General features: G+C 41.3%; 21 protein-coding genes and 1 riboswitch. Of the genes, 9 read left to right on the top strand and 12 right to left on the bottom strand.

Annotated features, from left to right (window positions below; translation table 11 throughout):
- Positions 1-8 precede the first annotated feature (8 nt).
- The 3 genes from HLH14_RS01520 to HLH14_RS01510 form a co-directional block, all read right to left on the bottom strand.
- On the bottom strand, positions 9-629 hold the full coding sequence (locus tag HLH14_RS01520; RefSeq protein ID WP_086193072.1) for an NUDIX domain-containing protein: 621 nt from the start codon (positions 627-629) through the stop codon (positions 9-11).
- 76 nt (positions 630-705) lie between these two features.
- Entirely contained in the window at positions 706-2,601 is a 1,896-nt protein-coding gene (gene thiC, locus HLH14_RS01515) for a phosphomethylpyrimidine synthase ThiC (protein WP_086193071.1), read from the bottom strand.
- Positions 2,602-2,712: 111 nt separating this feature from the next.
- Positions 2,713-2,841: riboswitch (TPP riboswitch) on the bottom strand.
- A 90-nt stretch (positions 2,842-2,931) separates the two neighbouring features.
- The gene (locus tag HLH14_RS01510; RefSeq protein ID WP_171255133.1) at positions 2,932-3,996 is read right to left on the bottom strand and encodes a hypothetical protein; all 1,065 of its coding nucleotides are present in this window, start codon (positions 3,994-3,996) and stop codon (positions 2,932-2,934) included.
- Positions 3,997-4,271: 275 nt separating this feature from the next.
- Here HLH14_RS01510 and abuO point away from each other — a divergent pair, with 275 nt between their 5' ends.
- On the top strand, positions 4,272-5,624 hold the full coding sequence (abuO, locus tag HLH14_RS01505; RefSeq protein ID WP_067722406.1) for a multidrug efflux outer membrane protein AbuO: 1,353 nt from the start codon (positions 4,272-4,274) through the stop codon (positions 5,622-5,624).
- A gap of 95 nt (positions 5,625-5,719) precedes the next feature.
- Positions 5,720-6,439 carry a phosphate signaling complex protein PhoU gene (gene phoU / locus HLH14_RS01500; RefSeq protein ID WP_067722404.1) on the top strand — a complete coding sequence of 240 codons (720 nt, stop codon included), beginning with the start codon at positions 5,720-5,722 and terminating at the stop codon, positions 6,437-6,439.
- Between the two features lie 105 nt (positions 6,440-6,544).
- Here the strand turns inward: phoU and HLH14_RS01495 are convergent, their stop codons facing one another.
- The gene (locus HLH14_RS01495; RefSeq protein ID WP_171532506.1) at positions 6,545-8,347 is read right to left on the bottom strand and encodes an ABC transporter ATP-binding protein; all 1,803 of its coding nucleotides are present in this window, start codon (positions 8,345-8,347) and stop codon (positions 6,545-6,547) included.
- A 135-nt stretch (positions 8,348-8,482) separates the two neighbouring features.
- Here HLH14_RS01495 and HLH14_RS01490 point away from each other — a divergent pair, with 135 nt between their 5' ends.
- Positions 8,483-9,097, top strand: a complete 615-nt coding sequence (locus HLH14_RS01490) for an alpha-ketoglutarate-dependent dioxygenase AlkB family protein (protein ID WP_067722400.1) — start codon at positions 8,483-8,485, stop codon at positions 9,095-9,097.
- Positions 9,098-9,309: 212 nt separating this feature from the next.
- On the opposite strand, the gene HLH14_RS01485 is transcribed toward HLH14_RS01490, so the two are convergent.
- Complete coding sequence (locus tag HLH14_RS01485) at positions 9,310-10,083, bottom strand: IclR family transcriptional regulator (protein ID WP_067722398.1); 774 nt, start codon at positions 10,081-10,083, stop codon at positions 9,310-9,312.
- A gap of 479 nt (positions 10,084-10,562) precedes the next feature.
- On the opposite strand from HLH14_RS01485, the gene HLH14_RS01480 reads away from it, so the two are divergent.
- From HLH14_RS01480 to HLH14_RS01470, 3 genes are read left to right on the top strand one after another with little or no spacing between them, the layout of a single operon-like run.
- The gene (locus tag HLH14_RS01480) at positions 10,563-12,650 is read left to right on the top strand and encodes an FUSC family protein (protein WP_067722396.1); all 2,088 of its coding nucleotides are present in this window, start codon (positions 10,563-10,565) and stop codon (positions 12,648-12,650) included.
- Positions 12,651-12,652: 2 nt separating this feature from the next.
- Positions 12,653-12,859, top strand: a complete 207-nt coding sequence (locus HLH14_RS01475) for a DUF1656 domain-containing protein (RefSeq protein ID WP_067722394.1) — start codon at positions 12,653-12,655, stop codon at positions 12,857-12,859.
- 48 nt (positions 12,860-12,907) lie between these two features.
- On the top strand, positions 12,908-13,915 hold the full coding sequence (locus HLH14_RS01470; RefSeq protein ID WP_171532505.1) for an HlyD family secretion protein: 1,008 nt from the start codon (positions 12,908-12,910) through the stop codon (positions 13,913-13,915).
- Positions 13,916-13,995: 80 nt separating this feature from the next.
- On the opposite strand, the gene ruvX is transcribed toward HLH14_RS01470, so the two are convergent.
- The 3 genes from ruvX to recN all read right to left on the bottom strand — a co-directional run bounded on the left by ruvX (position 13,996) and on the right by recN (position 16,768).
- Positions 13,996-14,439: a Holliday junction resolvase RuvX gene (ruvX, locus tag HLH14_RS01465; RefSeq protein ID WP_067722390.1), complete on the bottom strand. Its 444-nt coding sequence runs from the start codon at positions 14,437-14,439 to the stop codon at positions 13,996-13,998.
- The gene (locus HLH14_RS01460) at positions 14,432-14,986 is read right to left on the bottom strand and encodes a YqgE/AlgH family protein (protein ID WP_067722388.1); all 555 of its coding nucleotides are present in this window, start codon (positions 14,984-14,986) and stop codon (positions 14,432-14,434) included. The genes ruvX and HLH14_RS01460 overlap by 8 nt, the downstream gene beginning before the upstream one ends.
- Positions 14,987-15,106: 120 nt before the next feature.
- The gene (gene recN / locus HLH14_RS01455) at positions 15,107-16,768 is read right to left on the bottom strand and encodes a DNA repair protein RecN (RefSeq protein WP_171532504.1); all 1,662 of its coding nucleotides are present in this window, start codon (positions 16,766-16,768) and stop codon (positions 15,107-15,109) included.
- Positions 16,769-17,434: 666 nt separating this feature from the next.
- Here recN and ppnP point away from each other — a divergent pair.
- The 3 genes from ppnP to HLH14_RS01440 all read left to right on the top strand — a co-directional run bounded on the left by ppnP (position 17,435) and on the right by HLH14_RS01440 (position 19,587).
- Positions 17,435-17,758, top strand: coding sequence for a pyrimidine/purine nucleoside phosphorylase (gene ppnP / locus HLH14_RS01450; RefSeq protein ID WP_067722386.1), 324 nt, complete (start codon positions 17,435-17,437; stop codon positions 17,756-17,758).
- Positions 17,759-17,888: 130 nt separating this feature from the next.
- Complete coding sequence (gene rlmB / locus HLH14_RS01445) at positions 17,889-18,638, top strand: 23S rRNA (guanosine(2251)-2'-O)-methyltransferase RlmB (protein ID WP_067722384.1); 750 nt, start codon at positions 17,889-17,891, stop codon at positions 18,636-18,638.
- A 31-nt stretch (positions 18,639-18,669) separates the two neighbouring features.
- The gene (locus tag HLH14_RS01440) at positions 18,670-19,587 is read left to right on the top strand and encodes a DMT family transporter (RefSeq protein ID WP_067722382.1); all 918 of its coding nucleotides are present in this window, start codon (positions 18,670-18,672) and stop codon (positions 19,585-19,587) included.
- On the opposite strand, the gene coaE is transcribed toward HLH14_RS01440, so the two are convergent.
- Genes coaE through pilB form a run of 4 tightly spaced genes read right to left on the bottom strand, consistent with a single transcriptional unit; the run spans position 19,584 to position 24,042 of the window.
- Positions 19,584-20,198: a dephospho-CoA kinase gene (gene coaE, locus HLH14_RS01435; protein ID WP_067722380.1), complete on the bottom strand. Its 615-nt coding sequence runs from the start codon at positions 20,196-20,198 to the stop codon at positions 19,584-19,586. The genes HLH14_RS01440 and coaE overlap by 4 nt on opposite strands.
- 15 nt (positions 20,199-20,213) lie before the next feature.
- Positions 20,214-21,074: a prepilin peptidase gene (locus HLH14_RS16125; protein ID WP_067722378.1), complete on the bottom strand. Its 861-nt coding sequence runs from the start codon at positions 21,072-21,074 to the stop codon at positions 20,214-20,216.
- The gene (locus HLH14_RS01425) at positions 21,074-22,300 is read right to left on the bottom strand and encodes a type II secretion system F family protein (RefSeq protein ID WP_171532503.1); all 1,227 of its coding nucleotides are present in this window, start codon (positions 22,298-22,300) and stop codon (positions 21,074-21,076) included. Before HLH14_RS01425 ends, HLH14_RS16125 begins: the two co-directional genes overlap by 1 nt.
- Before the next feature lie 29 nt (positions 22,301-22,329).
- Positions 22,330-24,042, bottom strand: coding sequence for a type IV-A pilus assembly ATPase PilB (gene pilB / locus HLH14_RS01420; RefSeq protein ID WP_131270458.1), 1,713 nt, complete (start codon positions 24,040-24,042; stop codon positions 22,330-22,332).
- Positions 24,043-24,303 lie beyond the last annotated feature (261 nt).

The following is a 24,303-nucleotide window of genomic DNA, read 5'->3' as shown; positions in this document are numbered from 1 at the left end:
CTGACTCCTTAGACATTCCTTGTAGTTTTAATATGTTGTTGCAACCATTGCAATGCCATAATGACCGGTGCATTTCTTAATCGACTATTGGTAAATAAATTTGTAATTTCACTGTAGTCAATTAGATGCAATTGAATATTTTCGCCTTCATCAGGCATCCCAAAGATCCCGCCTTGTTCAGGAAGATTCGCGTGTGCACTGTATAAATGAAACAGTTCAGAACAGGCACCTGCAGATGGATAAAAGCTGAATAGATGCTGTAATTCATCAATTTCACAACCAGATTCTTCTAAACTTTCACGGCGAATACAGCTTTCAGGGGATTCATCACCATCGAGCACACCGGCAATAATTTCCAGTTGCCAGGCTGAATCTGAATCATCCATCGCACCGACACGGAATTGTTCAATTAAGGCAAATTTTTGTTGGGCATCATCATAAATCAGTACCCCGGCAGCTTCAGGTCGGTGAATAAGTTCACGTTGAATCACTGGCGTGTATTCAGTTTGATTAAATAAACGATGTTGGAGACTGACTTTTTCAACCTGAATGAAGCCACGGAAAAGATATTCGCGTGACTGGATTTTGACTTCGTCGCTGTTATATGTTGCTTGTCTAATAATATTCATATAGCTCAGTCAGGATGAAAAGCAATCATTCATCCTAACCGAGAATTTTATGAAAATAAAAGATTTTTTTTCCAGATTAAAGCTTATGGTACAATTTTTGACCATGTTCTTGATAGGTGGTTTTCATCGTTTCGAATCCCGCTGCTATCTCTGCATTTTGTTCTTGGGTATGCTCCGCATTGCTTTGATTTTTCGCATAATCTCTCACATTTTGGGTGATTTTCATCGAACAGAACTTAGGTCCGCACATCGAACAAAAATGCGCTGATTTATGGGCTTCCTTCGGCATGGTTTCATCATGCATGCTGCGTGCGGTATCTGGGTCAAGACTCAAGTTGAACTGGTCTTCCCAACGGAATTCAAAACGTGCTTTGGATAAGGCATTGTCACGCACTTGTGAACCCGGATGACCTTTGGCTAAATCGGCAGCATGAGCAGCAATTTTATAGGTGATAATGCCATCTTTAACATCCTTCTTGTTCGGCAAACCCAAATGCTCTTTCGGTGTGACATAACACAACATAGCTGTGCCGTACCAACCAATCATCGCAGCACCAATTGCTGAAGTAATATGGTCATAGCCCGGAGCAATATCTGTAGTTAAAGGTCCTAGCGTATAGAAAGGTGCTTCCTGACACACTTCAAGTTGCAGATCCATGTTTTCTTTAATCATATGCATCGGCACATGACCCGGACCTTCAATCATCACTTGAACATCATGTTGCCACGCGCGATGGGTCAGTTCACCTAAAGTCCGTAATTCTGAAAATTGTGCTTCATCATTGGCGTCCTGAATACAACCCGGACGTAAGCCATCGCCTAGACTGAACGATACGTCATAGGCTTTCATGATTTCGCAGATTTCATCAAAATGGGTATACAGGAAGTTTTCTTGATGATGAGCTAAACACCACTGCGCCATGATGGAACCACCACGCGAGACAATACCGGTCAAACGATTTGCGGTGAGGGGAACATAGCGAAGCAGTACACCGGCATGAATGGTGAAGTAATCTACGCCTTGTTCAGCTTGTTCAATCAGGGTGTCTTTAAAGATTTCCCAAGTTAAGTCTTCAGCCACACCATCGACTTTTTCCAGTGCTTGATAGATCGGAACGGTACCAATCGGAACAGGGGAGTTACGGATAATCCATTCCCGTGTTTCATGGATGTTTTTACCGGTCGATAAATCCATGATGGTATCTGCGCCCCAGCGTGTCGCCCAGGTCATCTTCGCCACTTCTTCATCAATGCTTGAACCGAGTGCCGAGTTACCAATATTGGCATTGATTTTGACCAGAAAATTACGCCCAATAATCATCGGTTCAATTTCAGGATGGTTAATGTTTGCCGGAATAATCGCACGACCTTCAGCCACTTCCTGACGCACAAATTCAGGCGTAATTTCGGTTAGGTTTTTCGCTCCGAAGTTTTGACCGACATGTTGGCGTGCATCGACCCCTTCAAGCTGGCGCTGATTTTCACGGATGGCGATATATTCCATTTCCGGGGTAATCACACCCTGACGTGCATAATGCATTTGAGTGACATTTTTGCCTGATTTGGCACGACGCGGCTTTTGAATATGGGCAAAGCGAATCTCTGCTGTGCGAATATCTTTTAAGCGTTCCTGTCCGAAGGCAGAAGTTAAAGTATCTAGGCGTTCGGTATCTTGACGTTCTTCAATCCAGGCTTCACGCACATTCGGCAGACCTTTATTCAGGTCAATTGCAACTTTAGGATCGGTATACACACCTGAAGTGTCATAAACCAGAATATCCGGATTCTGTTCGCCGCCTAAACCGGTCGGGGTATCGGTCAGTTCAATGGCACGCATCGGTACTTGAATGTCCGCGCGGGAACCCTGGATATAGACTTTTTTTGAAGCGGGTAAAATACGGGTGAGATCTTTAGCATCTTGCTCATGTTGAGCAGAAATATCTGTTGCAGATAGATTCGTTAACTGGTTCATTGCAATGATCCTTATGAATGACATCAACGAATCAAGCACGACCAAAAACGTGGCAGATTTATCTGGTTTAATTCATTGAGAAAATCAATAAACAGATAAATTGGGGGCTTAAGTTTTTAGATGCTTGATTCCTACGCAGGTCTTAACCTGATCAGGTTCAACGGTACTCGTGCTTAAGTTCTTTATAAAACGAACTGACACAATCTCAGCGAGGAATTACTCGCGCTCCGTCAAGCGATGGACAAATATTAACACGCCTAAGCACTAAAAATCATTCACATTAAATATCGCTTTTATAGGCTTCTATGGACTTTTAATTTAAAGCAAGGATTAAAGACATACCGCATCACTAAAACAATCACGTGTTTTAGACAGGCTTAAATTTTGCAAAGCTAAATACTGATCTAACTGTTTGAGTGTGAGCTGATTTTCAGACATCGATTGTTGTTCTTTGGGGCTTAACTGAACAGGAATTTCTTTTAAGCGCTGCTGTTCGGATAATTGTAGAAATTGTAGAAACTTTGTCGCTTGAAGCGCTAAATACGAATTTTTGACTCGAGCTAATTTTTCAATTTCATCCATCGAGTTACTTTGAATTGTATATTTATCCGTATAAGTGTCAGAGACAGGCGAGTCATTCATACCCTTAAATAAAAACAGGGTATACATCTGCAAAAGATACTCTGCATCTTTGCGATAGCTGCTTTTAGGGTATTGATTTAAATATTCCTCCCAAAATAAGGCACGGGTTGCGATCTCGTGCGGTTCAATCATTAAGGTGTCTTCAACAAACACGGGCATCATATTCTGTGTCGCCAAATTTTCGATAAAGACCTGTTCTGCTCGTGGCAGATAGGGGGCAAAAATTTTGGCTAAATATTCAGGGCTACGACGATAATTGACCAAACCTTTGCCTGCATCAAACAGCTCGATATAGGCTCCCTTATGTTTTAATAAATATTGGTCACGTAAAGTCAGCTGTTCAAAATGGCTTTGCTGAATGGTTGGATGCTGGGATAAATCAAAAGCATAGGCTTCAAAAGCCACTTGTTGTGGCGGTGTTCTATCTACTGTTAAGAAATTGTTATACATTTGAGTAGACAGTGCCAACAAATGCTGTTGTTCAGCAAATGTAGAGAGCGGCAGGCATAATTTTAAATCTTGATTGATCTGTTCTAATGCAAAAGTGGTACGTTCCGCATTAATTTCCGCCATATTCTTTTCAATATTTTTACATAATAAAGATAAATCCACCGTTTCATCTTGCTGTGATTGTTTTTGTAGCTGTTCTGGAATAGGCTGAGGTTCATGTTTTTGACAGCCGAGCAAAAGCATAAAAATGACAAAAGGAAGGCATCGCTTTACAGAGGATTTTTTTTTGAAAGGCACAGTCATTCGATATCTGGATACATGCGGCAATGATTTTGGTGGATTGCGGCTATTTTATAGCTGAAAAGGATTTTGTCTGTGTAGTATTGTGCAGGAGTTTAGTTACGCGGTGTGATCATTGACTAGCATTTTATAGATGAATCGATATAGCATGGGCGGATTGTAAAAATTAATAAAAATCATACGGAAAATTAAGGAGATCACTCTAATATTGGATAGTTTCCTTTGAAATATGCATGTTTGCAGATGGTCAGGTACGGTGCAGGGATTTACCATAAAAAATGAATATAAAAATAGTCATCAGTGCATGTGTTTTACTGATAAGTCCATGCAGTTATGCGTTGGATTTGGTTGAGGCTTATCAACGTGCAAAAAGTACAGATCCAAACTGGCAAGCCAATCTTTTACAGTATGAAGCGGACCAATTAAATCTGGGGATTGCGAAAGGTAATTTACTTCCAACCATTACTGTTTCTGGAAATGTCATGCGTAAAAGCCAAGATGCGAACCAGACCAGTGTTCCGGGTTTTCCTGCGGATGCATTTAGCTCATCATCTACTACCACCAAACAAATTGCCATGACTGTTCGCCAACCGATCTTCCGTTGGGATGCGTGGGAAGGTTTAAAGCAGGTGAGAACTTCGGTGAGTTTGAGTGAAGTCAATTTACAACTACAACGCCAGGAACATATTTTAAATGTCTCTGAGTCTTATTTTAATGTGTTACGTCAACAGAGTTTAACCACTGCAAATCTGCAAGAAGAAAAAGCCTTGTTGGAACAGCTCAACTTGATGAATGCAAAATTGCGAGAAGGTCTGGTTGCAAAAAGTGATGTCAGTGAAGCCAATGCGCAATATGAAAGTGCACGAGCCAATCGTATTGCCACTCACGTGCAATTGATTTTGGCACAAGAGCAACTGGGGCAAATTATTGGACCCTATCGTGAAAATTTAGCGGTACTCAGAGACGACTTTCAATTTCAAAAACCGTATCCAGCTGATTTAGAGGCCTGGACGGCTTTAGCACAAAGTCAGAATCTGTCAATTCAGCAAGCACGGATACAACAGCATTATGCAGAAGATCAAAAACGCGTCGAACAAGCCGCGCTATATCCACAAATTGAGGCGGTAGGCAGCTATGGTTATGCCAAGCAATCTCCACAAAATGTCATATCGAGTGATGGTCAGTTTGATCAGATCGGCGTGGAGATGAACTGGAATGTGTATAACGGTGGGCGAACGCAAAAATCCATTCAAAAAGCTGCTGTGAATGTGAAAAAAAGTGAAGCTCAGTTGGATGCCGCGATTCGAAAAGCCAATACCGATGTGAAAAAGTCCTATATGCAGGTTGAAACCGATCAAGCCAAATTACAAGCCCGTAAAGCGGCAATGGATTCATCCAATGTCGTATCTCAAGCGTCCAAGGCGCAATATCAGGAAGGCTTAAAAACCATGGTAGATGTGCTGTTGGCACAACGAAATGCTTTTTCTGCCAAACAAGATTACGTGAATGCACAATATGATTATTTAATTAATGTATTGCGCCTAAAAGCCTCGGTTGGAAAATTAACAGAACAAGATATTAAAGAAATGAATGCTTGGCTGATCGATAAAGCAGCCACGCAACCAAGCTAAACATTTGGATTTTTGTCATGAAAGTTTCATGTTAGATGTGATTTAATATTGAACAAGATTTATCATCCTAAAATCGCTGTTGTGGAGTAAGCCCCTTGCCAAATAATCCGGTGTTGAATCACCATATTTCTTCGCAATTTAATGAAGAATTGCAGGATGTAAATACTAAATTTATGACCATGGGCGGTTTAGTTGAACAACAAGTTGCCAATGGTATTCGTGCTTTATTGGACACCGATGCAAGCTTGGCGATTGATGTTCAATTCCAAGACAATGCCGTCAATCGTTTAGAGACGGAAATTGATGAAGCCTTAACGCTGATTTTGGCGCGCCGTCATCCGGCTGCAATTGATTTGCGTATGGTAATAGCCATGTCTAAAGCCAATACAGATTTAGAGCGTATTGGTGATGAAGCGGCAAAGATTGCACGTATTGCGCAGAATTTGTGTGAAGAAGGTAATTCACCGCGCGGCTACATGGAAACCCGTCATATTGGCAATCAAGTGCGAGTGATGATTCATGATGCCCTAGATGCATTTGCGCGTTTAGATGTCGATCAGGCTTTGCGGGTGTTACTTGCCGATGCCGACATTGACCGTGAATATCAATCGGCAACACGTACCTTAATGACGTATATGATTGAAGATCCGCGTCATATTTCACGGGTGATTAATGTGTTATGGGTGCTGCGTTCTTTAGAGCGTATTGGTGACCATGCACGCAATATTTCTGAACAGGTGATTTATATGGTCAAAGGTTTAGACGTACGCCATACCAGCGTTGCAGAAATTGAAGAAAAAGTTCAAGAACGTTAATTTCTAAATCAATTCTCAAAAAAGCCTGCTTATTGCAGGCTTTTTTATCAGTATCAGCTTCATTGAAATCAAATTTGAAGAACAGATTCAAAAAAGAGCTTGGGTCTAACTATGCGTTTCTTCCTCGGGATCCTCTTCAAAAGTTTTGGCAATTTTTTCAATGTTTAAACTCTTGGCCATCGCATCAAAAATTTCTTTATACACGCCTTCTTGATGATAGAGCGCATCATGTTCGCCGTGTTCGGCAATGCAGCCTTCTTTCATCACATAGGTATAATCTGCATCAATAATTTGCGACAAACTATGTGAAATCATAATCACGGTGCGCCCTTGCTTGATTTGATCCAGACTTTGTTTGATTTGCTCCGAAGCAATCGCATCTAAACTGGCAGTCGGTTCATCCAGAAAAATAATTGGTGGATTTTTCAAGAACATTCGCGCAAGGGCGATCCGTTGTTGTTGACCGCCTGAAAGCATCAAGGCATCGGCTTCATAAGCATGCGGAAGCTGTAAAATTTGCTCATGAATCGAGGCTTTTTGGGCAGCCGTCATGACATCTTCGATACTGGCATCGGTTTTACCATAGCGAATATTTTCAAAAATAGAACCTTGGAAAATATGATTTTTTTGTAGCACTAAACCAATATGATCACGTAGATATTGAGTGTCGATGTCTTCCAGATTGATGCCATCGAGTTGGATTTGCCCTGATGCTGGCTGATAGAATTTATCCAGCAAGCTGATCAATGTCGATTTCCCCGCACCGGATAAACCCACCAAAGCGGTGATTTTATTCGGTTGAATCACCATGTTGATGTTCTTTAAGGCATGATGACCATTGGGATAATAAAATTCGACATTTTTAAGTTCGAACTTACCGGTGATGGTAGGTTTTTGTGCACCACTTGGCTCGATTTCATGATCGGCTTCCAATATTTTAAAGAAGCTTTCCGAGTAAATCATTGCATCATTCACTTCATCATAAATACGATGTAGCGAACGAATCGGGGCAGAGACGTTATTGAATAACAGCACATGGTACATAATCATACCGATACTCATTTGCCCATCCAGCACAAAATAAGCGGTCAAAATGATGATCAGCACAATACCAATCTGTTCGATAAAGGTTTTTAAGCCGTCAAATAGGAAACTGGTTTGACGGGTCTGCATTTGATTTTGGGTCAGTTCTTTTTGTAGTTTGAGTTGTTTGTCGGATTCAATCGATTCACGGTTAAAGGATTTAATCACGGTAATAGAGTTAATAATACTGAGGATGCCTTGGCTCTTTTTTTCACGTCCATCACGCAGCTTACGTCGCCATCCCCCCAGTTTTTGTGCCTGTTTATAGGTCAGCCAAAAATAAATGGGCACAATACTTAAAGCCACCAATCCGACATAGAAATTGGCATAGAACATCAGGCCGAGCGCTACAATAGCACTGGTAAATAACGGTAAAATATCAATAAAAAAGATTTGAACCAGACGCGTGAGCGAGCCAATACCACGGTCGATACGGGTTTGCAATTTACCGGCCTGATTATTGTCTTCATTAAAAAAAGCCAGTCGATAGGTCAGGAATTTTTCAATGATGCCTTGAGCTAAATCCTGCGAGACGAAAATCCTCAGCTTTTCGCCATAAAATTTTTGTCCAAATTGCACGAAGGCGTTAATGACTTCTTTTCCCAATAAAATGGCAGAGATGGTGATCAGAATATGCCAGCCTTCAGACAGCCCTGAACCGGCTTCAATCAGGCGATTAATGCTATCAACCGCATATTGCAAAGTCAGTGCATTAACCTGTGCGGTTAAGGAACCAATCAGGGTTAAAGCCAGCGTTGCGATGACGAGTAAGCGATAGGGACGCACAAAAGGTCGAAGTTTTTGAAATAAGTGCCATAAATTCATATGCAATTTTTTTATTGTTCAGCTTGATTTGAGTCTAAGCCTGATTTTCTGATGTCACAAGCGCATACAATGTTTTGAATTGTGACCAGAGATCATCCGCTAAAATAAAAGTGAATCTTAAACTTATTTTTGACCATGAACTTTGAATTGTTTGCGCCTAATGCTCAAGCCAATCTATTGCCCTGTGACGGGATTGTAGAAGATTATGGCCTGATTTTAACGTCGGAACAGAGTGAACAATATCTCCGCTATTTTTTAGCACATTTGGCCTGGCAACATGATGAAGTGATTTTGCATGGTCAATATTATAAAACTGCGCGTAAAGTGGCATGGTATGGCGATGAAAACTATCAATATCACTATTCAGGCACCTTTAAGCAGGCACATTTGTGGAATCCGGCATTATTTCGTCTAAAGCAGCATATTGAAAAATTGGTCGGGCATTCTTTTAATTCATGCTTAGCCAATTTATATGAAAATGGCATTCAAGCAGTGGGTTGGCATAGCGATGATGAACCTGCGCTTGTAAAAGCAGGTCAAGAAACCGTAATAGCGTCTTTAAGTTTCGGCGCCACACGTAAATTTAGTTTTAAGCATAAACACAAGGCAGAAAAAGTCGATTTGCTTCTACACAGTGGTCAGCTGATTGTGATGCGAGGCAAGACGCAGCAATATTGGAAGCATGCCTTGATGAAATCGACAAAAATTGTAGAACCGCGGATTAATCTAACTTTTCGTTATTTTTTCTAAACAGATGTATTTAATCGGCTAAAAATAAAGGCAAAAAAAAGCTCATGCATAGGCACAAGCTTTTTCTCTGAGGATGTCGCTCAAATTGTCATGGAATACAATGGGCCACATGAAGAACAATAATCATATTATGAGAATGGCTTTAATATTACAATCCTTGAAATAGGCTTTATTTAACATAAATTGATATTTGATTGAATCTACATAAAATTTTAAAGATCTTCATCTTTAGATAATTCAGCAAATTTTTTCTCAATCAGTGCAGCATTTTCCTGCAAAATTTCGACCAGTTTGTGGAAGTTAATAAATTCAAAGCGATTTTTAGAAGCCAGTAAGGTCAAAGCCAAAGGCGGTTCTTTGCTAGAAAATTTCACAGGAATAGAAAGACTGGCCAAATTCGGATCCACTTCGCCATGGGAAAAATAATAACCCTGCTTTTTAATCTGTTTCATCTGCAACATGAACGCTTCTTCGCTATGGGCAAATCCAATTTCAGACAGTTCAGTCGCAAAGCGTTGGTAGTAATCCAAAATACGCTGTTTGGGCAAATGCGCCAAAATCACTTTAGCAGAGGAACCCTTATAGATGGGGCGAGGGCAACCACGACCATAAATCAGGGTGGTCATGTCTTTATACAGTTCGTGATGAATGTCGATACATGAATCATAATTCAAATGCGTGAGCAGACAGCTAAATTCAGTACGTTCCACAATTTGCTGCATAAACGGAATGCTAATTTGCACCAAAGGATCGGTGGTACGGGAAATGTAGTCCAGTACTGCAATTTTGGAACCCAGCGTATAGTCACCCGAAGTGCCGCTTAAGCGTTGTAATAATTCTGAGGATACGAGTTCTTTCAAATACCGGTAACTGGTGGGTTTAGACAGTCCTAATTCCTCACTAATGATATCGACATTAATGATAGGGCGAGACACCGAAAATAGATCTAAAACGGTGAGAATCTTACCAAAACTAGAAATTGCCATAAGTACCTGCTTGGTCAAAGCATATAAAAAGAGAAAGTAACATGTATTACTTTATAACAAAAAATTAGCGGGAGGAGAGCTTTTGTTGGGGCAATGCTGTATTTGTCAGCATTTAAAATATTTTATATCCAGTATGAGAAATTTAATGACTGCGGGTTAAATATATTCTATTAATTTTAGTTAAATTATCATAATAAGATATTACTATTGACTTATTGTGATTTTATTGGAAAAATAGGCCAAATAAATATCCAATGATGAATTTTTAGTCTGCTTGGGCTGACTGTTTTTTTATTTTATTTCGCATAAAGAACACGATGCGAAAATTTCTCCATTCATTTTGAATGACGATCATTTCTGATGACATGTTTACCCATGTATATTTTTTACACGGTGTATCTTTAAGATATTTCGTGCACTTTAGTCGTCGTTAAAAAATCTGTGGAGTGAAGCGTTAAACCTGAATCTGAGATAAACCCATGCTGCTAACCAAACAATTACTCGCATTTCGTCCAAACAAAATGGACTGGATTTTTGCGACTAAAACTTTTGTGGCAGGCATGTTGGCCCTTTATATCGCATTTTCTTTGAATCTGGCTTATCCGATTTGGGCCATTGGTACCGTATTTATCATTGCCAACCCATACTCTGGTATGACCTCTTCAAAAAGTATTTATCGGGTTTTGGGAACCTTGTTGGGTGCAATTGTCTCGATTGCAGTCACCCCACTTTTGATGAATACACCATGGTTATTTACCTTTTTCTTGGCGGCTTGGGTGGGATTTTGCCTGTATATTTCACTGCTGGATCGAACACCACGCAGTTATGTTTCCATGCTGGCGGGTTATACCACGGTCATTATTTGCTACAACATTGTTTATTATGCCGATACGGTATCTATCTTTGATATGGCGATTGGGCGTTTTCTGGAAATCACTGTAGGAGTAGTCTGCAGTGCGATTGTCAGCACCACCATTTTCCCGCTGCATATCGGGCCGGCTGTGGAAACCCGTGTTGCAAAAACCATTCAGGATACCAGTGTATTATTTGATCAGATCTTGCTGGATCAAAAACAACTGGATAGCTACAACCAGTTGTTGGGGAATATCACCCGGGATACCTCGGATATCCATGCGATGGCGGTGCATTTATCGTATGAAAAATCCAGCCTTCAGGGCATGACCAAACCGCTGCAGGAAATGCTGCATCAATTAACCGTATTGGTGGCAAATCTGGTGGCGATGTCTGAGCGCCTGAAACAGCTCGATCAAATTGATATGACCTATCGTGCCCATCTAAAAGCTGTGCATGCCCATATTTCAGAATTTTTAAAAGATGAACATAAGATCAAACAACAAGAACTCAATCTTTTACCCAGCCAGTTTGAATCCGATTTTGATGCCTTGGTGACATCAGCACGACCTGAACAAGGAATTATTTTAAATGGCTTAAAGATGGATATTCGGCATTTTATTCAGAATGTCCGTGCAGTGAAACTGATTTGGCAGCGAATTCAGCAAGGGGATGATTCCTTGCCTGAAAGTATTACCCCGTTAACCACGACCTATCCGAGTTTGCATCGGGATCATGGTGTGGCAGTACGTGGGGGAGTTTCGGCATTTATTATTATTATGATTGCCACCGCTTTCTGGATTTTAAGTGGCTGGAAAGCAGGGTTCATGTTGGCGGAAATGGCCGCAATCACGGCCTGCATTTTAACTGCCATGGATAATCCGGTACCGGCCTTAAAAATGTTTATTCGTGCCAGTATTTATGCGGTTGTGATGGTGTTTATTTATGCCTACGGGATTTTTCCGCATGTTACGACCTTTTGGGAACTGATGTTGGTTCTGGCGCCATTCATCATCTTCTGTCTGATGTTATTTCCTCATCCCCCCTTAACAGGACTGAGTCTGCCTTTACTGATGGGAACGGTGATGGGGCTGAATTTTCAGAACACTTATGCGCTAGATCAGATTACATTTTTTGATGCGTCTATTGCTTCGCTGATTGGTCCGATGATTTCGGTGTATGTGATTCACCTCGTTCGGGCAATGTCTCCCGATATTACCGTACAACGTATTTTAGCTGTGCATTATAAAGCGGTCAGAAAGGCCTTATATCTGCCTTATGGTGCAGATTTTAAACGGCATTTACGTAGCATGCTGGATCGGATTGGCGTGCTCAATAGTAAAGCCGCTGTCCAGTCGCAAAGTTTAAACAAAGAAATTCATTTGGCACTGATTGAAACCAGTGCGGTGGTTGACCTGACGCGACTGCAGGAATTAATCGAAAAACTGCCCGAGCAAGAATCTATCGTTTCTTCAATAGAAGATTTACAGCAGTCGCTTGATGACTATTTTCGCGCTAAAGAAATGCAGCGACCCCATGCCGATATTTTACAAAATTTATTGCATAGCCTTGCCGTGGTTCAGTCGGCAACAGATGAGGTGGAAAATCAGGATGTTGCACAGCGCCTGAAGATTTCACTCAACAATATTCGCAGCAGTCTGTGTCATCAAAACACAGTAAATAAGGCTGAACAGAAAATTTTGGCAGGGAGCTAAGCATGGGTGAACTTAATCTTTACGGGGTCTATGTCCCGATCCTTTTAATCCAAAGCATTCTTGCTTATGTGCTGCTTAAAATCGTCATGATTGGAACAGATCGACTGGTTGAGCAGGGCTGGATTGCATGGCCGAGCATATTCAATTTGTGCCTGTATGTCGTGCTACTTTTTCTGGTGCATGGGCTCTTTATTCTGTGTGCCATCTAAGATGAACATCACTACTTCCCAAATTGAAATGAATGAGGTAAAGCTGAAATGACATCCTTTGATCTACGCAAAATAATCCGACCGATTATTTTGCTGGTGGTGGCGCTGATCGCGATTTTCGCCATTATCCATATCTGGAATTATTACAATTCCGAACCGTGGACGCGTGATGGTCGTGTACGTGGCGATGTTATTCAGGTCTCTTCTGACGTTTCAGGTCTGGTGATTGAGGTCTTGGTACAAGATAACCAAAGCGTTAAAAAAGGGCAGGTGCTATTTAAAATTGATGTCGCCCGTCAAGCGATTGATGTCGAACAAGCCAAATCTGATTTAGCCAAAGCTAAAGCCGGTTTAGCCGCAGCCGAAGCAGAATTGGCCCAAGCTCAAGCCAATGTGGTGAAGTCGGAAGCCAATATCAACCTAGCAGATAAAAATGCTAATCGCTATTCCAACCTGATGGAGGGTGCGATTTCAAAACAAGAACAAGATCAGATGTTTGCCACTCGTGATCAATCCCATGCAGAACATGAGCAAATAGTTGCAGCCATTGCACAAGCCAAAGCGCATATTGTGCAGCAAAAAGCGCTCATTGAAGTGGCGACCAGTCATCTGCACCTGACACAACTGAATCTGAATCGCTCTGAAGTGGTTGCACCTGCCGATGGCACCTTGTCCAATTTTGAACTGCAGCAAGGGAATTATGTCAAAGTGGGGCAAGCGGTTGCAGCACTGTTAAACCGTCAGCAGTTATACATTGTGGGTTATTTTGAAGAAACCAAACTGAATAAAATTTATGTCGGTGCGCCTGCAACCATTCAAATGATGGGTGATTCTGAAAAGTTAAAAGGCCATGTACAAGGGATTGCATCGGGTATTGAAGACCGTGAACGCACATCGACTTCTGGGCTTTTAGCCAATGTAAATCCAACTTTTAGCTGGGTGCGTTTGGCACAGCGCGTGCCGGTGAAAATTATCCTCGATGAAATGCCAAAAAATGAATTGGCTTTTGTGGCAGGGCGTACCGCAACCATTCATATTGAAAAATCAGCCAAGTAATTGCGTTTGTCTTTATTCATTTCAATTAAAAAGCCATTCAGTTTTGAATGGCTTTTTTGCATTAATAGCTGTTCAGAAAATTAAGGTGTAAGCCCTTCAGGATTACGATACCAGCTTTCAATAAAAAGTGCAGCCGCAACACTATCCGCAGATAGTTTTTTTGCGCGACCTTGGGCTTGATAATGACCCAATTCATCACGCGCTTCACGAGTAGTCAAGCGTTCATCGACCATCAAGGTTTCAATATTGGTTTGATGGCGCAAACGGCGGGCAAACTTGCGTGAACGTGTCGAAAGTTCAGATTCACTATCATCCATATTCAGCGGCAAACCGACTAAAAATAGAGTCGGTTGATACTGTTTCACAATTTTTAGTAATTCATCCCAGTTAGGGATACCATCTTTCATCGGAAACAGGGCAAGGGGATTGGCACTTTCAATCAATGATTGACCGACCGCCATGCCCATTTTTTGTGTACCAAAATCGAATGCCATAATCAGCTGGGGTTGTGATAAATCAGGCATGTCCAATCTCTGATGAAAGCCAGGTGCGGTCTACGCCCATTTTTTTATAGGCAGCATCCCAGCGGTCGTCGTAAGGTAAGTTAAAAATTAAATCCATATCTGAATCACAGATGAGCCAGTCACCACGTGCCAGTTCTTTTTCAAGTTGGTTTTTACCCCAACTCGCATAACCCAAGGCAATTTGATAACGTCCAACGCCTTCGTTATGTGCAATGGCATCTAAAATATCTTTAGATGTGGTGATGCAGACATTTTCACCCACCGCAATGGATGAATGCCAGGTCGGTTGACCGGTATGCAGCACAAAGCCTGCTTCCGGGCGTAAAGGCCCACCCTGTAATACATCATGGGGATTTACATTATCCGCTTCAATTTCCAGATCATTCAATAACTCTTTGATTGAAAGACCGGAAGGGCGGTTAATGATAATGCCTTGAGCACCATCTTCATCATGTCGTGCCAAATAGATTACTGTATTGGCAAAAAAATCATCGGCTAAATCAGGAGGTGCAATCAGACAGCGATGTGTCAGATATTGTTTAGTCATCTAAGCCATTCCCCCCCTTACAATCAAAAAAATTGATTAAATTAATAATAATGCTCTTATAACCAAATTACTAAACTAATTGGGTTTAGCCAATCATTTTTTGTGATTTAGCCTACAAACTTATACCTGATGAAACTTAAGTTGACGTAATTGCTTGGCATGTTGCAGTGTCGTGTCGTTAATTTCGACACCGCCAGTCATGCGCGCCAACTCATCAATCCGTTGTTCTTCGCTCAGGTCGATAATGGTGCTGCTCGCAGGATCCGTTTGGCGCTTTTTAACCAGCAGGTGGTGGTCTGATTGTGCAGCCACTTGTGCTTGATGGGTGATACATAAAATTTGCACGTGTTGAGCTAAATCTGCCAATAAGCGTCCCACCATTTCTGCCGTACCGCCACTGATCCCGACATCAATTTCATCGAACACCAACACTTCAGATTCTGTTTTTTCCGCATTCATCACTTGCATCACCAGAGCAATACGTGACAGTTCACCCCCAGAAGCTACACGTGCCAACGGTTGCGCAGGAATGCCTTTATTTGCGGTAAACAGCAGTTGAATAAAGCTAAGACCTTCTGATGATGCCTGTTCCAACGGCTCAAACTTGAATTCAAAATAGGCTTCAGGTAATGCCAGTTGTTTCACCTGTTCTGTAAGTTTTTTAGCCAAAGGAACAGCTGCTTCGCGGCGGATATCATCTAAGTGTTGTGCTTTGGCTAAAAAGTCTTGATGAGACAATTCGACTTGCTCAGCTAAAGTTTCAGGATCTTCCAGCTGATGCAGCTGTTCAAGCTCAGTTTGCCAAGCTTCATATTCTTGTTTCAGCATTTCAGGCTGAGTGCGATATTTACGTGCTAAACGATGGAAAATTTCCAGTTGTACATTCAGTTCATCGACGCGTTCGGGGTCAAAACTTTGACGGTCAATAAATTGACGCAAATTGGCGGTTGCATCATCAAGTTCACTTTGTGCATTCACTAGCGAATTATAAATTTCTGCGAGTTGCTCACTGCGACCGGCATGTGATTCCAGGCGGCGAATAATCGCAGAAACTTCTTGGGTGATATTTTGTTCCGCTTCATCCAACGCATTTAAACTATAACTACAATCCAGCATGATATGTTCATGATGGCTTAAACGGTCGAACTCTTGCTCAATCTCTTTATAGTCAATTTGAGTAATTTCTTCGAGTTCTTCAAGCTGTAACTCTAAAGTTTCGATGCGTTGTTTGCGGGTCGCTTGCGCATCCAATGCAGCTTGATGCTGACGAATATCTTTTTGCCAGGTGCTATAAGCATCACGGACATCTTGTGCAGGTTGATAAAAGTTGTTGTAACGATCTAACCAATGCTTGGGATAAGGATGTTCCAACAATTGTTGCTGACTGTGCTGACTATACAGTTGCACCAGTAAACGACCAATTTCTTTCAGTTCAGCCAAGCTGCTTGGGCGACCGTTAATCCACGCTTTACTGCGACCAGTGGCAAAAATTACCCGTCTTAAATGAATCTCGCCAGATTCATCATCCAACTCATGTGCTTTAAGCCATTCAGCTTCGGGACTTTGCTCTTTATAACTAAAAACAGCGGTAACATCGGCTTTATCTGAACCAAAACGCACATAATTGGTATCGGTGCGCTCACCTAAACAGGCAGACAGGGCATCCAATAATAAAGATTTACCCGCACCTGTCTCACCGGTCAGGACATTGAAACCTGGTTCAATATCAATGGCTAAATGATCGGCTAAAGCAAAGTTGATCAGAGTTAAGTGTGTCAGCATAAACGCATCCGAGCTGCGAAAAGTTTTAATCTAAGATAGTGAAATTTTGTTTTGGTCACAAGCCAGCTTTTATTTTAAGATGACGTAAAACATCACTATTTTACCTGATATTCAAGATGAAAATACCTTTTAACCAAGATACGCTATAAAAACAACATCTGCTTGAATAGTCTGCGTGATTTTTATCTACATGCTCGGTTAATTTTAGAAATATTTTTGAGCTGCGATCTTTTTCATCATATTGAAAACATGTTTCATGATGATACAAAAATGGCTAAATATCTCTTGAGACAAGTCATGGATCGGTATCTCTGAATAAGTATCTTGGGTTGAGGTTTAAATACTGAATTGAGTCATCCAACGAAGCTTTAGGTCTATAGCGAATTGCTTGGTTGATTGTCATTGTTTTGGTACAACATTTGCTACGTAGAAAAGCAGATAGACCTTTAGTCGATACAATACAAAAACTTATTTGTGCTTATGCTAAGGTTGATTTAGACTCTCGCAAATTCGTGCTAAATCGTGCTCTTATTGATGCAAAAAAATAACTGCAACAATTTGTAAAATATTGATTTAGCCGTATGAAACACCGATTGATTAGTTGAATACAGACATTTAAACTACATCAATCAAAAATTATAAATGCGCATTATCTGGAGAATACGCATGTCAAATCAGTTTGATCATGTTTCTGTTATCAAAAAATCGAATGTTTATTTCGGCGGTTCATGTATTAGTCATACCGTGCAATTCGAAGATGGCACAAAAAAGACCTTAGGGGTAATTTTACCGACTGAACAAGCACTGACTTTCGAAACGCATGTACCTGAACGTATGGAAATTATTTCAGGCGAATGCCGTGTACAAATCGCGGATAAAATCGAGAGTGAATTGTTCCGTGCTGGACAGTCTTTTTATGTCCCAGGCAATAGCCGTTTTAAAATCGAGACTGATGAAGTACTCGATTATATCTGCCATTTAGAAGGCTGAGCATAAGTCGGATTAAGGCAAAGAAATTTTAGCCTGAATCAGTTAAACTAGATTTAAGCATCAATCCTGTAAAGTCAGCTTTGCAGGATTTTTCTTTTTGCATTGTATATATACATTTTAGAGGCCGTTCATGGCAAAAACCGAATATTTTTATGGCGTTCACTCAGTGGAGTCATTACTTGAGCTTGAGCCAGAGCGTGTACTTACTTTATTTACGCTAAAAGGTCGTGACGATCAACGTTTGAAAAACGTTTTGGCTTTGGCTGATCCTTTCGGGATCAGTGTACAACAAGCCAGTCGTGACAAACTGGAAAAATTGGCGGGTCAGCCTTTTCATCAGGGTGTGGTTGCCGCAGTTCGTCCGCATCCCACACTGAATGAAGAAGATCTGGATGATTTGCTGAAACAGAATCCTCAAGCACTGTTGTTGGCTTTAGACCAAGTCACTGATCCACATAACCTGGGTGCGTGTATCCGTACAGCAGCGGCTATGGGTGTTGAAGCAGTGATTGTATCGCGTGATCGTTCTGCAAGCTTAACCCCGACAGCACGTAAAATTGCTGCAGGTGGCGCAGAGAAAGTGAAGTTTATCCAAGTGACCAATCTTGCACGTACCTTGGGTAACATCAAGGATGAATTCAATGTGCGTGTTGTCGGCACCATGCTGGATGAAAAAGCATTACCTGTGCAACAGTTTGATTTCACCGGAACTGGTGTATGTATCGTGATGGGCGCTGAAGATACGGGCTTGCGTCCAATTACCCAGTCACAGTGCGATCAGACAGTTTACATTCCGATGGCAGGAAACTTGCAAAGTTTAAATGTCAGTGTGGCAACAGGTATGGCTTTGTATGAAGCTTGCCGTCAGCGTAATGTGTAATTTTATTATCTAAGTTTAAAAGTTGTTTGCTATGTCTCCCCGGTCTCAAGGTTATCTCTATGTCGCCATTACCATGTGCATCTGGGGGGGATTTACCATTACTTCCCGCTTAAATGCACAGTGGGGAATCAGCGCTTGGGATATCACGGCTTTACGTTTTGCTTTGGCATTTTGTATTTTAATGCCGATCCTGATCTATAAGAAAGACCTCGCCTTTTTATGGAAAAAAGAACCGTTTCTTTTGGCAATGATTGGTGGGGTCGGATACTGTCTGACTTCATACAGCGCATTTCACTATGTGCCTGCAGCCCATGCAGCCATCTTTCTAAATGGCTGTCTTCCTCTATGTACAGCGCTTGCCGCATTTTTTCTGTTTAAACAGCCTTTTGATAAACATACCTGGATCAGCCTGATCATTATGCTGGCTGCAATCAGTGCAATGAGCTTCTTAATGTATCAGGAAACAGGTATCGCTTTTGGTTTTGGCGACATGCTGTTTTTGTTGAGCGCAATCTGGTGGGGTGTATTTACCGTATTACTCCGTCAATGGAAACTATCTGCCTGGCATTCCATGGCCGGTGTCGCAATCTGGTCTGCGATCGTTTATGTGCCGATTTATCTGTTGTTTTTACCAAAAAATTTAACTGAACCTGAGCCGCTCCATTTACTGATGCAGGTGATTTTTCACGGTATCTTTGTGGTGATTGTGGCGACACTGACTTATGTGGAAGCCATCAAGCGACTAGGTGCATTTAAGACCGGCAGTATCGTGACTTTGGCACCGTTTATGGCAGCAATTTTAGCTGTGCCGCTTTTAGGTGAACCCTTAAGTCTGGCAATTATTTGTGGCTTGATTGGGATGGCGATTGGTGCTTTGCAACCATGGCGCTGGATCATGCATAAAGACAGTTTGCAGCAGCAACTTGATCAACAAAAAAAGCAGTCTTAATTGACTGCTTTTTTTTGCTTGCTGCGTTGTAAATAAGTTTCATGCAGGGGTTTTAAATGGCTGTATAAATGGTCGAGATGTCCATCGTTGAGCACAATATCATCAGCGAGACTCCGCTTTTTTTCACGTGGCATTTGTGACTGAATAATTTTCTGAATCTGAGCAATCGATTGGTGATCACGCATGGCAGCCCGCTGGATTTGCAAGTCAATCGATGCGTCAATCAGCAAGGTATGATCGGTCAGTTCATGCTGGTTGGTTTCAAACAGCAGGGGAGAGACCAGAATCACATAAGGACTGGTTGCAGCCTGCAGCTGCTGAATAATCGATTGGCGAATGGCAGGGTGGGTGATGCTTTCTAGCATTTTACGTGCATCTGGATCTTTGAAAATATGTTCACGTAAAGCACGGCGATTAAGTTCTCCATTGTCTAAAAGAACCCAATCCCCAAAAGCAGCGTGAATTTGTTGTAACGCAGGTTGCCCTTTTTCAACAATCTCGCGTGCCACAATATCGGCATCAACAACGGTGATTCCTTGAGTTTCGAACCATGTACTTGCTGCAGATTTCCCGCTGCCAATACCACCTGTTAAACCCAAGATAAAAGTCATGTACTCACCTAAAAATTATTGTCCTAAATAAACTTTCATAATTTGCTCGCCCCAAATAAATGCAATCCAGCCTGCAATGGCAATATAGGGACCAAAAGCAAAAGGTTGGTTTTCTTTGCGGATTTTGAGCAGGATAATGCCAATGATTGCACCGACCATTGATGAAAGTAGCACAATCAGTGGCAGCATTAAAGGACCCATCCAGGCACCTAAAGCAGCAAGTAACTTGAAGTCTCCATAGCCCATGCCTTCTTTGCCGGTAATGATTTTAAACAGGTAATACACGATCCAAAGACACAAGAAGCCAATAATATAGCCCCAGATTGCAGAGGTAGGAGAGGTATAAATAGCATAACTATTAATACCTAAACCTAGTGCTGCTAAAGTCAGGGTATAACGATCCGGTAGAAGCTGGGTATCAAAATCAATAAAGGTGAGTGCGATGAGTATCCAGGTCAAAAGCAAACCAAAGAGCATTTGTAGGGTCGGTCCAAAGACTGTAACAATAACCAATGAACAGACTGCAGTGAGTAGCTCAATCAATGGATAACGAATACTGATTGGATTTTTGCAAGAACCACATTTTCCACCTAAAGCAAGCCAGCTAATCACAGGAATATTTTGATACCAGCGAATTTCAGTATGGCATTTAGGGCAGGTCGATGCAGGTTTGCTCAGGGTGAGTTTGGATTCATCAATAATGGGCTGTTCGGGATGCAAAAACAATTGGCAATCGGTGCGCCATTCCTGCTCCATCATCTTGGGTGTACGGTAGATGACGACATTGAGAAAACTACCAATACAAAGACTAAAAAGCCCAACTGCAAGATAAAGTGCAGTTGGGTTATTGATAAAATAAGAGATAAATTCTTGCATTAAACGACAGAACCCATTTGGAAAATTGGGAGGTACATGGCGATAACTAGACCGCCAACGAGGACGCCAAGCACAGCCATAATTAACGGCTCCATCATTGAGGTTAAGCCGTCGACTGCATTGTCGACTTCATTTTCAAAATGGGTGGCTACTTTATCAAGCATGGCATCGAGTGCACCTGACTCTTCACCAATTGCGACCATTTGCACGGCCATAGAAGGGAATTTATTGGTTACACGCATGGCAAATTGCAATTGTTGACCTGTGGCAACATCATCACGAATTTTCATTACTGCTGCTTCATAGACACAATTGTTGGTTGCACCAGCAGTAGATTCTAATGCATCAATCAGGGGTACACCGGCAGCAAATGTGGTCGCTAAAGTTCGACTGTAACGCGCGATAATGGCTTTATAAACTAGGTCACCAAAAATAGGGGCTTTGAGCGCTGCTTTATCGAGGAAATCACGAAATTTTTTACTGCGTTTTTTTGCTTCCATAAAGCCTGCAATCATGGCACCAATCGCAATAATCAGAATAAACCAGTATTTTTGCATCCACTCAGACATATTGACCACCATTTTTGTAAATGCCGGCAAATCTGCACCAAATGAACTAAACAAATCTTGGAATACGGGAACAACTTTCACCATCAAAATAATGGTTACGATCAGTGCAACAACAATAACAGCCATAGGATATTTCATGGCTTTTTTAATTTTTTGCTTTAAAAGTTCACTTTTTTCTTTATAGATTGCGACCCGGTCTAGCATGGTCTCTAATGCACCGGACTGTTCACCGGATTCAACGAGTGAGCAAAAAAGATTGTCAAAATACTGAGGATATTTTTTAAGTGCGCCTGCAAAGGTATTACCGCCTTCAACCTCACCTTTAATGCCTAAGACTACTTCACGCATCGACGGGTTTTCAAGCCCTTCAGCAACAATTTCAAAGCTTTGTACCAGAGGGACACCCGCTTTCATCATGGTCGCCAGTTGGCGCGTGAAGATGGTGATATCGAGTGCAGATACCTTTTTTTTCATTAAGCCTTCGAGAATATTTTTTCTCTTTTCCCGAATAGTCTTAATGGTAATTCCTTGCTTACGTAAGGTCACTTTCGCCAGTGCCATGTTACGTGCAGGTAATTCTCCTTTAAGTTTTTCCCCTCTACGATCAACCCCTTCATAACTGAAGGTTGGCATCATCTGTGCTTTTTTGACAGCCATGAATTTATCCTTATTTTTAAATACTTTATTTATTCGCTAGTCACACGATTGACTTCTTGAAGAGAAGTCACCCCCTGCATGACCTTGATTAATCCTGAACGACGTAAATTATTAAACCCCGACCTTAAAGATGCTGCAGCAATTTCGAGTGCATTGCCATCTTCCATAATAATTTTCGAAATTTCAGGTGTCACTTTCATTACTTCATAAATACCGACACGACCCTTATAACCTTCCCGACATTCTGAACAGCCGACAGGTTGATAAACTTTAAAATCTGGATGTTTAAGATCTTCTTCTTTAAATCCCATTTCCAACAAACTTGGTTCGGGAACATCAGCAGGAATTTTACATTGTGGACATAAACGTCGAGCTAAACGTTGTGCAATCACCAAGTTTACAGAAGTTGCAATGTTAAAAGAAGGTACGCCCATATTCCTTAAGCGCGTCAATGTTTCAGGTGCACTGTTGGTGTGGAGTGTTGACATCACCATATGACCCGTCTGGGCCGCTTTAATGGCGATTTCTGCCGTTTCTAAATCTCGAATCTCACCGACCATCACAATATCAGGATCCTGACGCAAGAATGACTTGAGAGCAGCAGAGAAGGTCAAGCCCACTTTAGCATTGACATTGACTTGGTTAATACCTTCCAGGTTAATTTCCACCGGGTCTTCGGCCGTTGAAATATTGGTATCTTCACGATTAAGAATATTCAAACCCGTATATAAAGAAACCGTTTTACCAGAACCTGTCGGACCTGTAATGAGGAGCATGCCTTGAGGTTTGTCCAGAGCTTGCATAAATAACTCTTTTTGCTCTGGTTCATAACCCAATGCATCAATACCCAGCATCGCGCTTGATGGATCAAGAATACGCAGTACTAATTTTTCCCCAAACAACGTGGGTAATGAGTTGACACGGAAGTCGATGGCTTTGCTTTTGGAAAGTTTGAGTTTAATACGTCCATCTTGAGGTAAGCGCTTTTCAGAAATATCCATTTGGGACATGACCTTTAAACGCGAGGCTAAGCGGGTAGCAAGTTGTAATGGCGGGGTAGCAATTTGACGTAACACACCATCAACTCGATAACGTACACGATAACTTTTTTCATAAGGTTCAAAATGTAAGTCTGAAGCCCCCATACGAATGGCATCAATCAGTAATTTATTAATATATTTAACAATCGGTGCTTCATCCGCCTGCTGATTATTATCTTCATCATCTTTTTGACTGAGATCTTCTTGCTCAAGATTTAAGTCGATATCATCATCAGAGAATTCAAAGCTATCTGCTTCAGCAAAGTTTTGTTCAATCAGTTTTATTAATTTTTGATGTTCAACAATTACGGCTTCAATATTCATTTTGCTACTGAAGCGAATCGCATCCATTGCATCCATATTGGTTGGATTGCTGGTGGCTACATAAAGTAAATTACCGCGTTTAAAAATAGGCAGCACGCGATGTTTGGTAATCAGTTTTTCATCGATTCCTTCACGAATAATTTGTGCAGAATCATAAACACTGAGGTCGAAAAGTGGCTCCCCAAACTCTTGAGAAATTTTTTCTGCAATATCCAAAGACGAAATTTTTAATTGATCAATTAAAAAAGGAACAATATCTTGATTGGCTTTTTTTGCACTTAATACTGCATTCTGCATGTTTTCAGCAGAAACTAAGCCATCTTCAACCAAACGGCGAATAAAACCAGTGAATCTTGGTGAACCTTGTAATGCTGCCATGCTTTAATATGCCTGCTCAATCAATTTGTTTATAATTGGTATCTTTAAATTATACTTTTGTTATATAAAAATACCATATCTGAAAACGTTGTCATCTACTTAATATTAGATAAAACTTTGAACCAGTCGTAATTACATGCTGAAGTTTTTCTTGAGAATGCCGTGATGACTTGCAAAAATTAACAATGGCGTAAAAAAGCCAAGTGAAAATTTTCTAAAAAATACTGAATTCCGTGTAGAATGTGCGCGGTTAAATGAATT

Source organism: Acinetobacter terrae, from assembly GCF_013004375.1.
Taxonomy (GTDB): Bacteria; Pseudomonadota; Gammaproteobacteria; order Pseudomonadales; family Moraxellaceae; genus Acinetobacter; species Acinetobacter terrae.
This window is presented reverse-complemented; position numbering and strand designations above follow the sequence as displayed.